This is a genomic window from Bradyrhizobium sp. ISRA430, assembly GCF_029909975.1.
Lineage (GTDB): Bacteria > Pseudomonadota > Alphaproteobacteria > Rhizobiales > Xanthobacteraceae > Bradyrhizobium.
Map to the genome: position 1 here is coordinate 1,940,144 of NZ_CP094516.1, position 12,886 is coordinate 1,953,029.

A 12,886-nucleotide genomic window follows, 5' to 3' on the forward strand; every position below is an offset into this window, starting at 1 on the left:
TCAGGAACTTCGTGGCCAACGACAATGGCGCGAGGCCTGCCTCTTCTGGAACAATTCCGTTGCGGTCCACTTCTACCGGATTGGCCATGCCGAAGGTGCAGGACAAGTCCGTGTGGCGACGATCATCAATGACATTGGAACGGTCTGATGGGAATCGTTCGCTTTGCTTTGAAATACAGGCATACGTTTTATGTCATGGCTGTCGCCATGCTGGTCCTCGGGACCAGCGCCATCTTGAGTACGCCCAAGGACATCTTCCCCCGGATCGACATACCTGTCATCACGCTGATCTGGCAATACACCGGCCTTACTCCGGAGGAGATGGAACAGCGGGTCACGACCTACAGCGAATATTCCATCAGCTCGAGCGTCAATAACGTCCGTAATATTGAGTCGCAGACGTTGTCCGGCATCAGTGTCGAGAAGATCTACTTCCAGCCCAATGTCAACGTCGATCTCGCGATGAGCCAGATCGTCTCGGCGAGCAACTCCATCCGCAATCTGATGCCCGAGGGCATTCAGCCACCGATCGTGGTGCAGTACAATGCATCGAGCGTTCCCGTGCTGCAACTTAGCCTGAGTTCGGATCGCCTCAACGAGCAGCAGCTCTACGACTATGGCATCTACCGCATTCGTCAGGCGCTCGCCCCGATCCAAGGCATCACGCTGCCCACGCCCTATGGCGGCAAATATCGTCAGATCATGGTCGACATCGATCCGGCCGCGCTGCGTGCCAATGGACTGACGCCGACCGACGTGGTGAACGCGGTCAATGCCCAAAGCCTGACGCTGCCATCGGGCGACGCCAAGATCGGCCACAGGCAATACATCGTCGGCATCAACTCGCAACCGTCGACCATCGACGATCTCAACAACGTGCCGATCCGGCAGATCGGCGGCACGCCAGTGACGCTCAAGGACGTGGCTCACGTGCGCGACGGCTGGGCCGTGCAACAGAATGTCGTTCGCTCCGAGGGCCGCCGCTCGATCCTTCTGACCATCATCAAGAATGGCGACGCTTCCACGCTCGACGTCGTAGATCGAGTCAAAGCCGCGCTGCCCGAGATCCAGAAGGCAGCGCCTCAAGGAATGGAAATTCGTCCGCTGTTCGACCAGTCGGTGTTCGTTTCGCAGGCTATCGGCGGTGTGGTGCGCGAAGGCCTGATCGCGACCGCGCTGACCGCGCTGATGATCCTGCTCTTCCTCGGCTCGTGGCGTTCGATGCTTATCGTGGCCGTCTCGATCCCGCTATCGATCCTGACCTCTATCGCCATATTTTCTGCGCTGGGCCAGACCATCAACACGATGACGCTCGGAGGACTTGCGCTCGCCATCGGCATCCTGGTCGACGATTCCACCGTGGCGATCGAGAATACGCATCGGCTGTTCGAAAGAAGGATGGATTTTCATCAGGCGGTGGTCGAAGGAACGGCCGGAATCGCCCTTCCGACCCTGGTGTCTACGCTGGCGATCTGCTCCGTGTTCGTCTCCCTCTTCTTCCTGCATGGGCCGGCGAGGTTTCTGTTTACCCCGCTTGGACTTGCGGTGTCGTTCGCCATGCTGGCATCCTATCTCATCGCGCGCACGCTGACACCGATCATGATCGACCTAATCCTGCGCGGCGAGCGGCCAGGCGAACACACTCGGTCGACAATCACGCGCTCATTCTCGCGGCTTCACGACCGTTTCAACCGCGGCTTCGAGCGCTTCCGCGAGTTCTATGGCTGGCTGCTCGCAGGCTTGTTGGCGCGTCGCATCCTGGTGCCGATCGTGGCAATCGTCACCGTCGCTACGTCTGTCGCCATTTCTCCCTTCATCGGCTCCGATTTCTTTCCGCCGGTCGACGCCGGCCTCATCCAGCTTCACGTGCGGGCGCCGGCGCGCACACGCATCGAGGATACGGAGCGGATATTTCAGAAGGTCGAAGACAAGATTCGCCAGCACATTCCAGCCCGCGACCTCGGACTTGTGCTCGACAATATCGGGCTTCCCCAACGTCTCTACAATCTCGCTTTCACCGACGGCTCGACCATCGGGGTCAATGACGGACAGATCCTGATTTCCCTGAAGGAGGGCCATCGCCCCACGGCGGACTATGTCCGCAGTCTGCGCGAACAACTGAGGCAGGCCTTCCCGGATGTGCTGTTTTATTTCCAGCCGGCCGACATGGTCACCCAGATTCTCAATTTCGGCATTCCTTCACAGCTTGACATCGAGGTGCAGGGACAGAACCACGCCGAAAATCGTGAAATCGCCAAGACGTTGAAGCAGCGCATGAGCAGCGTGCCCGGCCTCGTCGACGTCCATATCCAGCAGGAGCTCGATGCGCCCGAATTGCGTTACGATATCGACCGAAACCGCGCTCAGGAGCTGGGCCTGTCGGTCCGCAATATCGCCAACGACATCAATGTCAGCCTGAGCTCCTCGGAACAGGTCTCTCCGAATTTCTGGACTGATCCGAAAGCCGGAATTCCCTACTATCTCGTAGTCCAGACGCCCCAATACAGCATCAGCAGCGTCGACGACATCAAGAATACGCCGATCACCAGCTCCGCCTCGGCGCAAGCGCCCATTCCAAATGTGCTCGGCAACGTCGCGACTATCGCGCGCCGCCCGATCCAATCCGTCTACAATCATTCGAACGTGCAGCCGGTCTACGACATTTATGGGAGCGTGCAGAATTCGAATCTCGGCGAGGCCGCGTCACGGATCCAACCGATCGTCAATGATCTCAACTCCAAGCTCAAGCCCGGCAACCGCATTGCGGTACGCGGGCAGGTCGAGAGCATGAATTCCGCATTCAAGGATTTGACAATCGGCCTGCTGTTCGCGGCGCTGTTCGTCTACCTGCTCATGGTCGTAAACTTCCAGAGCTTCCTTGATCCGCTTGCCGTCTTGCTGGCGCTGCCAGGGGTCGGCAGCGGCATCCTGCTGATGCTGTTCGTCACCGGGACGTCGCTAAGCGTACCTTCTCTGATGGGCGCGATCATGGCGATGGGCGTCGCCTCGGCGAACTCCATTCTCCTCGTTGCATTCGCGCGCGAGCGACGCCAGGCGGGCGCAGACGCCACGCAAGCGGCGCTCGAAGCGGGCAAGACCAGGCTGCGCCCGGTTCTGATGACGGCCGCCGCCATGGTGGCCGGCATGATACCAATGGCGTTCGCAGGCGCGGGCGAGGAGCAGAACGCCGTACTGGCCCGCGCCGTGATCGGCGGAGTCGCGATGGGTACCGCCACCACGCTACTCTTCGTTCCCTACCTGTACTCGGTCGTCGGTCGATACGAGCATGCTACAGCGTCCGAGTCGCGCGGCGGTGCCAGGGAGACGCTGAGATGAATGGCCATGGACAGACGCGAAGCCCTGTCGATCCCGCCGACTCCGACGATATGCGCGCAACTACCCAACGTCGCCGGATCACCTGGAGCGTCGCCCTCGGCGCGCTCGCGATCGTCGCCTGCCTCGTGGGCTACGGCGCCTGGCGCCACCTGGAGACCAAAGCGCTGGCGGAGGAGACCCTGCAGCGCGAGCAGCGCACGGTACCCACGGTTCGGATCAAATCGGTCAGCCCGGTCGTCGAACCGAGGCCGCTCGATCTTCCGGGCACGATCGATGCGTTCGAGAGCGCCACGCTGTTCGCGCGGGCAACGGGCTATATCAGCAAGCGTAACGTCGACATCGGCAGCCGCGTGCACGGCGGCGATCTCCTCGCGACGATCGCTGCGCCGGATCTCGATCAGCAACTGGCCCAGGCGCGCGCGCAACTGGTGCAGCTCGAAGCCGCGCTGGAGCAAGCCCGCGCAACCGAGCAATTGGCGCGCGCCAACAACGAGCGAACCTCTCGTCTGGTGGTTCAAGGCTGGCAATCGCAGCAACAGGGGGACACCGACCGTCTCTCATTCGCGGCACAATCGGCCGGCGTACGCGTGGCCGCGGCCAATCTCGAGGCGCAGAAGGCACAGGTCTCCCGCCTCGAGCAACTGACCGGATTCGAGCGTGTGACAGCTCCATTCGACGGCGTCATCACTGCGCGCCAGGTCGACGCCGGCAGCCTGGTCACGGCCGACACCGCCAGCGGCACGCCTTTGTTCTCGATTGCCCGGACCAACACGCTACGTGTGCAGGCCTATGTGCCCCAGGACGCTGCGCTGGCGATCAAGGATGGGTCGCAGGCCGATATCACCGTTCCGGAACTTCCCGGACGGACATTTCATGGCACCATCGCGCGCAATGCCAATGCGCTGCAGGCCGGGACCCGCACTTTGCTCACGGAAGTCGATATCGACAACTCGGACGGCACGCTCCATCCCGGGCTCTACTGTACGGTTCGGTTCGCCGTGCCACGCACGCAGCCGGTGATGGTCGTGCCGGCTGAGGCCGTGATCTTCGACGAGCGCGGATTGAGCGTAGCGGTCTTTACCGACGGAAAATTGCATCTGCGGCATATCGAGCTTGCAGCGGATAATGGTGCACAAGTCGAGGTCAAGCAGGGCTTGAATGCCGGCGAGTACGTCGTCCTCAACCCACCGGTGACGATTACAGATGGCATGCCGGTTAACGCGAACGGCGCAAATTCCGGAACCGATCGGAAGGTCGCCACTCAATAGGTCGGCCCACCGAGGCGTAAGCCAACCGACGCGACGGAAACAAGGAGTCGTTTTGTTCCGACAAGAAACTCCTGCTGAAATTGGCCGTTTCTTGAGGACGGTAGAAACCTTTGCCTCGATCTGTCGTTGGGCGGAAGAAGGGCAAGGCTTCTGCCTCAAGAGGTCACCACGACATCATGCAAGCCGACCGGAGGCTCAAATGCCATTCACCTTGACAAGCCCTGCATTCCGCGACGGCGAGCGTATACCGGTCAGATACACCGCGGACGGCGAGAACTTCTCACCGCCCTTGCAATGGTCGGATCCGCCGCCGGCACCAAAAGTTTTGCGCTCGTGGTCGAGGATCCGGATGCGCCATCGGGCACGTTCCGTCATTGGGGACTCTACAATATCGTGAGCGGACGTACCCTTCTGCCGGAAGGTGTCGGCCGCGGCGAGGCAAAATCAGAAAACATAGGCAAGGGTGTCAACGACTTCGGCGAGCCGAACTACCGTGGGCCCGCACCGCCCAAGGGCCACGGCACGCATCACTACCATTTCAAACTCGCGGCGCTCGACATCGAGGCGCTCTCGCAGGCACCCACGCTCGCCGTGGCCGATGTCTGGAAGGCGGCCAAGAAGCATATGCTTGGACAAGCGGAGCTCGTCGGCACCTACAGCCGGTGAGCCGTCACGGGATTGTGCTCCGCGCGGACCTTGGAGTACGGCCGCGAGCGAAGCGGATTGCCAGGCAACGGGAAAAACGAAAACAATGACAGTGGAAGCAGCGTTTCGAAAATTGATCTTCGGCCATCATCGAACGTCAGCTACCGGCGGCATGATCGCTTTGACGGCCCTGGCCGCCGTCAGCACCGCTGTTGCGCAGCCGCAATCTACCCATGACACCAGTGTCGCAGTGTGGCCTGCGGGCGCGATCCACTTGATTCGAGATGTCGCGCCGCCAAATGGAGGGCCTAATAACTTTGCCGAGATCGCTGAGAGAGTTCAACCCGCAGTCGTCGGCGTCATCTCAAAATCTGCAGAGACTAGGCAACTTCCGCCAGACCTACCGTTTCGATTCGATACGCCTGACGAGGACATTCCCGGTAAGCGAGTTCCGGGACCTGATGGCCTGAACCCCGGAAGAGGGCCGAATACACTCGAAGCGGTTGCAATGGGATCAGGATTCTTCATCTCGCCCGACGGTTACGCCGTAACGAACAGTCACGTCGTCAAGGACAACGATACTGCCGAGATCCTCACGAGCGACAAGAAAACCTACTCCGCAAAGGTGGTCGGAAGGGATCCGCTCAGCGACCTGGCCCTCATCAAGGTCGACGGGCGAACCGACTTTACCTACGTGAAGATAGCTGGGCAACCGCCACGTGTCGGCGACTGGGTGCTTACCGTAGGCAATCCATTCGGGCTTGGAGGTACAGTCACGGCGGGCATCGTCTCGGCTCGCGAACGCGAAATCGAGAATGGTCCGAGCGAGGGTTTCATTCAGATCGATGCACCGATCAACAGCGGCGATTCTGGCGGACCAAGTCTCAACACCAACGGCGATGTCATCGGCGTGAACAGTATGATCTTCTCGCTGACCGGTGGCTGGTCGGGGGTTGCGTTTGCGATCCCGGCAGACACCGTCAGCGCGGTAATACCCCAATTGAAGGAAAACGGCACCGTAACGCGCGGATCGATGGGTGCCGAAGTCCAATCAGTTACTCCCGAGATTGCCGATAGCCTCGGTGCCGACAACCTTCATGGTGCGATCGTTACCGGCATTCAAGACGGCGGCCCCGCAGCGAAGGCCGGATTGCGACGTGGTGACGTAGTCACGTCGGTGGGTGGACAACCAATCAAGAGCGCTACCGAGTTGACAAAGAAGATCCACGCGACGGCGCCCGGCTCGTCGGTTCAGCTCGCGATGGTTCGCGCCGGAAAGCAGAGTTCATTGAGCGTAACCCTGGGTCAGCTCCCGCATGAGCCGCGGCAGCAGCCGGGCAGTCCAGAGTAGTCGACGCCGAACCCGAACGGTTCCGTCGGTCTGCCTGCCCGCCAAGCGGTACTGCGAAGAACAAGTTGGAGAATTTCATGTGTGACTACAGCCTCCATGCCGTTCACTCGCGTCCGGCAAAGGCTGGCGATTTGCTGATCTTAAGCGAATTCGCCGGTACCGCTACGCGAGGGTTCTCGACAATCGCGGAGCCAAAGACGTGCGCGTGCCTCCTGCCAGGCACCGAACTTGCCTTCAGCGAAGACGCCGTACTCGACCACCCGTTTGCGACGCTTTTCCCGAAAATGGAATTCGGCAACATTGGGTCGCGGTTGGCGCGATTCCGAAAGATCAACCAGAGAGTGACGAACAGGCATCACGACGCGCTGGAATTTGCGAACGGCAAGGTTGTGCTTCTTACAAGACTGCGCGTGGGTCAGAGGGCAGTCGTGCTGCAACTTCCTGCGAAGCCCAATGAGAGCAGGTTGTTCAGATTGGAGCCGGACCAGCACGCGCCAGTGGTCTAGAACGACCAGGGGCATCCTGTTGAGTCGTTCCCAGCGGCGCGCGGGGGGCGGATGCTCAGGCTCGGACAGGTGGAGGCCGCCCCCTCTGTCGCACAGAACCATCCAGCCGCCAATCGTGCTCAACATCGTCTGTCATCTGCATCTTCTGTCATCTGCCCAATCGAGTGCAAACCCGAGCGCTTCCGGGTTGTGGCTGGGGCACGGTGCGGTTGCGCAATCCTCGCTCGCGGCCGAGTGAGGCGAGACGAGCTTTAGGAACGCCAAAGGCTTGGGACGCGTTGAAGGCGCGTGAATGCTGTGCGCCGCCCAGGCCATGGGTCGAACTATGCCGGCTCGAAGGCGCCATAACTGCGAGTTTGCTATGACTGAAGCAGGCCTCCGCAATTTCACCATCAATTTCGGTCCCCAACATCCCTCGGCCCACGGGGTGCTTCGACTTGTGCTGGAGCTTGATGGCGAGGTCGTGCGCCGCGTCGATCCTCATATCGGGTTGCTTCATCGCGGCACCGAAAAGCTGATCGAACACAAGACCTATCTGCAATCGATCGGGTATTTCGACCGGCTCGACTATGTTGCGCCGATGAATCAGGAGCACGCATTCTGTCTCGCAGCAGAAAAGCTGCTTGGCCTCGAAGTGCCGCGGCGCGGCCAATTGATCCGCGTGCTCTATTGTGAAATCGGACGCCTGCTTTCGCATCTTCTCAACATCACGACCCAAGCGATGGACGTCGGCGCGCTCACCCCGCCGCTGTGGGGATTTGAGGAGCGCGAAAAGCTGATGGTATTCTACGAACGCGCATCCGGCGCGCGCATGCACGCAAACTACTTCCGCATCGGCGGCGTGCACCAGGATCTTCCACCGAAACTGATCGACGACATCGAGGCCTTTTGCGACCCATTTCTGCGCGTGGTGGACGATCTCGATCGACTCCTGACGAATTTACGCATCTTCAAGCAGCGCAATGTCGATGTAGGAAAGGTGACGCTGAATGAAGCCTGGGGGTTGGGCTTTTCCGGCGTCATGGTGCGAGGCTCGGGCGCGGCCTGGGATCTGCGCAAGGCGCAGCCCTATGAGTGCTATCCCGAGATGGATTTCGACATTCCGATCGGAAAAAACGGCGACAATTACGACCGCTATCTGATCCGTATGGAGGAGATGCGCCAGTCAGTGCGCATCATGAGGCAGTGTATCACCAAGCTCCGGGCTGCCGACGGACAGGGCCCGGTTGCGGTGCAGGACAACAAGGTCTTCCCTCCGCGCCGTGGCGAAATGAAGCGCTCGATGGAGGCCCTGATCCATCACTTCAAGCTCTACACTGAGGGCGTTCATGTGCCTGCTGGCGAGGTCTATGCGGCAGTGGAAGCCCCCAAGGGCGAATTCGGCGTGTATCTGGTCTCGGATGGGACGAACCAGCCTTACAGGTGCAAGATCCGTGCGCCCTCCTTCGCGCATCTGCAGGCGATGGACTTGCTCTGCCGCGGCCATTTGCTGGCCGACGTCGCAGCGATCATCGGTTCGCTGGACATCGTTTTTGGAGAGATCGATCGATAATGTCGTGAAAGGAGATCGCCATGCCGCAGATCCAAATCGACCCGCAGCCAGTCACACAAATTACCATCATCGACGCGGAGCCGGGGAAGCAGACCGAAGCCTTGTCGCTCATGAGAGAGCGAGCCCGCTTCATGCAACGCCAGCCGGGGTTTATTTCGATCAGCCTGCATCGCAGCCTCGATGGGCGCCGTATCGTCAACTACATTCAGTGGGAAAGCCGCGACCTGCTGCGGGCCGCGCACCAGTCGCCTGACTTTCGCAAGGCCTGGAGCCAGTTCGGAAGGCTCACCGACGATATCGATCCTCATCTGTACGAGGTCGCCGAGGTCCTCGCGGAGAGGGGGTGAACCGGCGCTTGGTGAGCGCGAGGGCGAAACGACACAGTTCATGTGAGAGGCTCCCCATGCAGATGGAACCGGAGCAGCACGGGACTGTTAGGCGCTCATGAACATCCGAAGCGCCTTTTCAATGGCGGCACGTCCTGTATTGATGGCCGGACTACTTGCACTTGCGGCGTCGCCGCCGCTGTCCGTCCTTGCTCAAGACAGCTCGGTTCTGACCTATCACGGTGACAATAGCCGAAGCGGCCAGTACGTCGTTCCGACGTTGTCCTGGGAGAAAGCCAGATCGGTTGAGCTGGATCGGGCGTTCAACGCCCACGTCGCGGGCTCGATGTACGCCCAGCCACTTTACTGGCGTCCTCCTGGCGCGGACGCCGGGATGCTATTTGTGGCCACCGAGGACGACGTCGTCCAGGCCTTGGACGCGACGACCGGCAAGGAATTGTGGAGGCGCGTAGTCGGGCGTCCTGTTCGCCGTTCGTCGCTGCCGTGCGGGAATATCGATCCGCTTGGCATCACCGGGACGCCCGCAATCGACCCTACAACCCAAGCCATCTATTTCGATGGTGCCGTGGAGCGGAGAAACGGCCCGCGCCACGAAGTGTTCGCACTCTCGACAAAGGATGGCAGCGTTCTCCCCGGCTGGCCGATCGATGTGGCTGCCCTTCTGCAAAAGGCAGGACGACATTTCGATCCGAGCGTCCACAACCAGCGTGCGGCACTCACCCTTCTCGACGGCACTGTCTATGTCGCCTTCAGTGGCCATTTCGGTGATTGCGGAAACTATCACGGCTGGGTGGTTGGACTCTCCCTGCGCGAACCCGGCAAGCATGTCAGTTTCGAAACGCGTGGGCGAGGAGGCGGCATCTGGGCGCCGGGTGGTCTCAGCGTCTCCGAGCACGACATCTACTTTGCGACCGGGAATACGCTCGGCGCACCGACCTGGAGCGACGGTGAAGCCGTGTTTCACGTTGGACCCGACCTGCGCCGCAGTGACGACAAGAAGGACTATTTTGCGCCGTCGGACTGGAAAACACTCGATGCCGGCGATGCGGATCTCGGGGGCAGCAATCCGCTTGCTTTCAACATATCCGGAGCCGGCGGGAGCCGCGCTCTGATCCTGGCGCTGGGAAAGGATGGCAAGGCTTATCTTCTCGACCGAAATAGACTCGGCGGCGTTGGCGGCCAGTTGGCGGTCGAAACAGTATCCCAGTCGTCGATCGTCACGTCGCCAGCCGCCTATCGTGTCGGCGAAGATGTCTTTGTTGCCTTCCAAGCCTCAGGAGCGCACTGCCCGCAGCCTGGCCGAGGCCACGATTTGACGGTCTTGAAGATCGCGGCAGGCCCGTCGCCGGCGGTCGCCACCGCCTGGTGCGGCGCGCTCCGCGGCCGCGGCTCCCCCATTGCGACCACCACGGACGGCCATTCCAACCCGATCGTCTGGATGCTTGGCGCCGAAGGCGACAATCGGCTGCACGCGTTCCGCGGCGATACCGGCGAACCGATTTTTGTCAGCGAGCCCTTGAGCGGTCTCCGACGCTTCCAGACGCTGATAGCGACGCAGGATCGCCTCTATGTCGGCGCCGACGGGCGCATTTACGCCTTCAAGTTCTGAACGGCACGGTGATCACCTGAACGGTCATGACCCTGCTCCCCCCAATGCGCTCGTCAACTCTTTGATCCATCAGGCGATGTGCTAGTGTCCACGATCACCCAACCGGACCGACGGTGAACGCACTGTGATCATGGTCGAGCGAGTCAGCGATGGCGATCCACTCGGATTCGAGGTGATCGTTCGTGTGGGAGACGGTGAGACCCGTCACCACGTCACTTTGGCACGAGATACTTGCGAGAGGCTGACGATGGGCACGTACCCGCCGGAGCATTGCATCAGGGCTGCGTTCCAATTTCTGCTTGACCGCGAACCCAAAGAGTCAATCCTGCGGCAATTCGACGTCACCGTGATCTCCCGCTACTTTCCCGAGTTCGAGCGCGAGCTGCCGAGCTATCTCTCCCGATCCTGATTTGGCCGGCAATCGCCAGCATGTTGGCGGCCGCAGCCGGCATCCTAGGCATCGGAAAGAGGAACCCTCCCCCGGTGAGCAGCGGATGAACACGAACCGGCATGAACCTGTGACCGAGACTCGCGTTGACTTCGCGTCGAAATGTCCGCCCCTCAGTTTCGCAGCAAAGGGCATGAACAATGGTCGACTGTCCGTTCTGCAAAATCGTCAGCGGCGAGATTCCGTCAACGAAGGTGTATGAGGACGACGAGCATCTCGCGTTTCTCGACATTCGCCCGCAATCTCCGGGGCACACTCTTGTCATCCCAAGAAAGCACCGGCGCTGGGTCTGGGATGTGCCGAATGTTGGCGCGTATTTCGAAGTCGTACGAATGATTGCGCGCGCAATGCAACAGGCATTCTCCGAGGAAATACATTCCCGCATTATGGGCGAAGAAGTGCCACACGCACACATTTGGCTGTATCCCGCTCCAGGCCGGGCGAAAGGCGACCCGAGCGATTTCGAGCAGAATGCGAAAGCAATCCGCGACGCACTTGGGACGAAATGATCCAGAGTTCTGGGCATCAAGTTCGCCGACATTCTTCGTGCAGCGCCTGATGCGCCTTGTTCAGCCTTAGGAACAAGCGCCTTCGACGCGATGTTTTCCCATGAACGCCACTGCTCGCGAGGCAGCGATGTTCCTGCACAGGATCAAGATCCTCACGCTCGCCGGGTTTACGGTATGGATCGACATCTCGTGGCTCATCCTGGCGGCTCTGTTCATTTGGACACTGGCGCTCGGCGAGTTCCCCCGCACAGTTCCGAATTTATCGGCCAGCGCCTATTGGTGGATGGGGTTCGCCGGCACGATCGGTTTGTTCATCTCGATCGTCCTGCATGAGCTGAGCCACGCTCTGATTGCGCGGCGTTACGACATGCCAATCGCCGGCATTACTCTGTTCATCTTCGGCGGGGTCGCTGAACTGCACAAGGAGCCGAGCAGCGCCAAGGCAGAATTCCTTATGGCGATCGGCGGGCCGATCGCAAGCATGGTGCTTGGCACCATCTTGCTCCTGGTCGCTGCTGCAGGTGAGCAGACCCTGTCTCGCGCCGCATTCGGCGTGCTCGACTATCTTGGTACCCTCAATTGGATCTTGGCGCTGTTCAATCTCATTCCCGCGTTCCCGCTGGACGGCGGACGGGTGCTCCGCGCCGGCCTTTGGGGCTGGATGAGCGACTTTGGACGGGCCACACGCATTGCCGCCGGCAGTGGCGAGTTCTTTGGCATTGCCATGATCCTGTACGGCATCCTGGAATTCATCGCCGGTAGTACAATCAGTGGTGTCTGGCTGTTCTTTATTGGGTATTTCCTGCACGGCGCCGCCGGTGCGGCGCGGCACGAGTTGGCACTTCGCCGAACTTTCGGTGGGCTTCCCGTTTCCACGCTCATGCAACGTAATCCGATCGGGGTCGCACCGGATCTTTCCATTGCGAAATTGATCGAGGACTACTTTTATAGATACTACTTTAAGGCTTTCCCAGTGCTGCGCGACGGCGAACTCCTCGGCTGCATCATGGCGAAAGACGTCCGCGATCTGGGTCCCTCCGACACCACCCGGCGCCACGTCGCTGATGTCATGCGCCCCTGCTCGCCGGAGATCATTGTCCCTCCGCATCTGGATGCGCTGGAGGCGCTTGCCAGGATGCAGGGCGGTCGGCACAGCCGGCTGCTTGTGGTCGAACAGGGACGGCTTCTCGGCGTCCTGGCCTTGTCCGATATGCTTCAATACCTCTCGCTGAAGCAGGAGCTTGACCCAAACATGCAGGATCTTCCGTGGAACGATGCCAGGACCCGGGTTGGGATCTGAAGCGCCTCTGTGCGC

At 60.5% G+C, this 12,886-nt stretch carries 11 protein-coding genes; all 11 read left to right on the plus strand.

Features of this window, described 5'->3' with window-relative positions; all coding sequences use genetic code 11:
* Nucleotides 1–147: 147 nt before the first annotated feature.
* The 11 genes from MTX21_RS09915 (at nucleotide 148) to MTX21_RS09965 (ending at nucleotide 12,871) form a co-directional block, all read left to right on the plus strand.
* A complete protein-coding gene (locus MTX21_RS09915; RefSeq protein ID WP_280964615.1) occupies nucleotides 148–3,336 on the plus strand; it encodes an efflux RND transporter permease subunit in 3,189 nt (1,062 codons plus the stop codon).
* Nucleotides 3,333–4,604 carry an efflux RND transporter periplasmic adaptor subunit gene (locus MTX21_RS09920; RefSeq protein ID WP_280964616.1) on the plus strand — a complete coding sequence of 424 codons (1,272 nt, stop codon included), beginning with the start codon at nucleotides 3,333–3,335 and terminating at the stop codon, nucleotides 4,602–4,604. The genes MTX21_RS09915 and MTX21_RS09920 overlap by 4 nt, the downstream gene beginning before the upstream one ends.
* 294 nt (nucleotides 4,605–4,898) lie before the next feature.
* Nucleotides 4,899–5,270 carry a YbhB/YbcL family Raf kinase inhibitor-like protein gene (locus tag MTX21_RS09925; protein WP_341512017.1) on the plus strand — a complete coding sequence of 124 codons (372 nt, stop codon included), beginning with the start codon at nucleotides 4,899–4,901 and terminating at the stop codon, nucleotides 5,268–5,270.
* Nucleotides 5,271–5,355: 85 nt separating this feature from the next.
* Nucleotides 5,356–6,600: a trypsin-like peptidase domain-containing protein gene (locus tag MTX21_RS09930; RefSeq protein ID WP_280964617.1), complete on the plus strand. Its 1,245-nt coding sequence runs from the start codon at nucleotides 5,356–5,358 to the stop codon at nucleotides 6,598–6,600.
* A gap of 77 nt (nucleotides 6,601–6,677) precedes the next feature.
* Nucleotides 6,678–7,106 (plus strand): hypothetical protein, encoded by a 429-nt coding sequence (locus tag MTX21_RS09935; RefSeq protein WP_280964618.1) that lies wholly within the window; start codon nucleotides 6,678–6,680, stop codon nucleotides 7,104–7,106.
* Between the two features lie 361 nt (nucleotides 7,107–7,467).
* Complete coding sequence (locus tag MTX21_RS09940) at nucleotides 7,468–8,658, plus strand: NADH-quinone oxidoreductase subunit D (protein WP_280964619.1); 1,191 nt, start codon at nucleotides 7,468–7,470, stop codon at nucleotides 8,656–8,658.
* 20 nt (nucleotides 8,659–8,678) lie between these two features.
* A complete protein-coding gene (locus MTX21_RS09945; RefSeq protein ID WP_280964620.1) occupies nucleotides 8,679–9,005 on the plus strand; it encodes an antibiotic biosynthesis monooxygenase family protein in 327 nt (108 codons plus the stop codon).
* Nucleotides 9,006–9,102: 97 nt separating this feature from the next.
* Nucleotides 9,103–10,614 carry a PQQ-binding-like beta-propeller repeat protein gene (locus MTX21_RS09950; RefSeq protein WP_280964621.1) on the plus strand — a complete coding sequence of 504 codons (1,512 nt, stop codon included), beginning with the start codon at nucleotides 9,103–9,105 and terminating at the stop codon, nucleotides 10,612–10,614.
* A 130-nt stretch (nucleotides 10,615–10,744) separates the two neighbouring features.
* Nucleotides 10,745–11,023, plus strand: coding sequence for a hypothetical protein (locus MTX21_RS09955; protein WP_341512027.1), 279 nt, complete (start codon nucleotides 10,745–10,747; stop codon nucleotides 11,021–11,023).
* A 179-nt stretch (nucleotides 11,024–11,202) separates the two neighbouring features.
* Entirely contained in the window at nucleotides 11,203–11,571 is a 369-nt protein-coding gene (locus MTX21_RS09960) for an HIT domain-containing protein (RefSeq protein ID WP_280964623.1), read from the plus strand.
* Between the two features lie 100 nt (nucleotides 11,572–11,671).
* The gene (locus MTX21_RS09965; protein ID WP_280964624.1) at nucleotides 11,672–12,871 is read left to right on the plus strand and encodes a site-2 protease family protein; all 1,200 of its coding nucleotides are present in this window, start codon (nucleotides 11,672–11,674) and stop codon (nucleotides 12,869–12,871) included.
* Nucleotides 12,872–12,886 lie beyond the last annotated feature (15 nt).

What these genes read in the sequence shown, in the direction of transcription:
- MTX21_RS09965 (WP_280964624.1), top strand. Translation starts at nt 11,672, where the DNA reads ATGAACGCCACTGCTCGCGAGGCAGCGATGTTCCTGCACAGGATCAAG.
- MTX21_RS09945 (WP_280964620.1), top strand. Translation starts at nt 8,679, where the DNA reads ATGCCGCAGATCCAAATCGACCCGCAGCCAGTCACACAAATTACCATC.
- MTX21_RS09940 (WP_280964619.1), top strand. Translation starts at nt 7,468, where the DNA reads ATGACTGAAGCAGGCCTCCGCAATTTCACCATCAATTTCGGTCCCCAA.
- MTX21_RS09925 (WP_341512017.1), top strand. Translation starts at nt 4,899, where the DNA reads ATGGTCGGATCCGCCGCCGGCACCAAAAGTTTTGCGCTCGTGGTCGAG.
- MTX21_RS09950 (WP_280964621.1), top strand. Translation starts at nt 9,103, where the DNA reads ATGAACATCCGAAGCGCCTTTTCAATGGCGGCACGTCCTGTATTGATG.
- MTX21_RS09955 (WP_341512027.1), top strand. Translation starts at nt 10,745, where the DNA reads ATGGTCGAGCGAGTCAGCGATGGCGATCCACTCGGATTCGAGGTGATC.
- MTX21_RS09930 (WP_280964617.1), top strand. Translation starts at nt 5,356, where the DNA reads ATGACAGTGGAAGCAGCGTTTCGAAAATTGATCTTCGGCCATCATCGA.
- MTX21_RS09960 (WP_280964623.1), top strand. Translation starts at nt 11,203, where the DNA reads ATGGTCGACTGTCCGTTCTGCAAAATCGTCAGCGGCGAGATTCCGTCA.
- MTX21_RS09915 (WP_280964615.1), top strand. Translation starts at nt 148, where the DNA reads ATGGGAATCGTTCGCTTTGCTTTGAAATACAGGCATACGTTTTATGTC.
- MTX21_RS09920 (WP_280964616.1), top strand. Translation starts at nt 3,333, where the DNA reads ATGAATGGCCATGGACAGACGCGAAGCCCTGTCGATCCCGCCGACTCC.
- MTX21_RS09935 (WP_280964618.1), top strand. Translation starts at nt 6,678, where the DNA reads ATGTGTGACTACAGCCTCCATGCCGTTCACTCGCGTCCGGCAAAGGCT.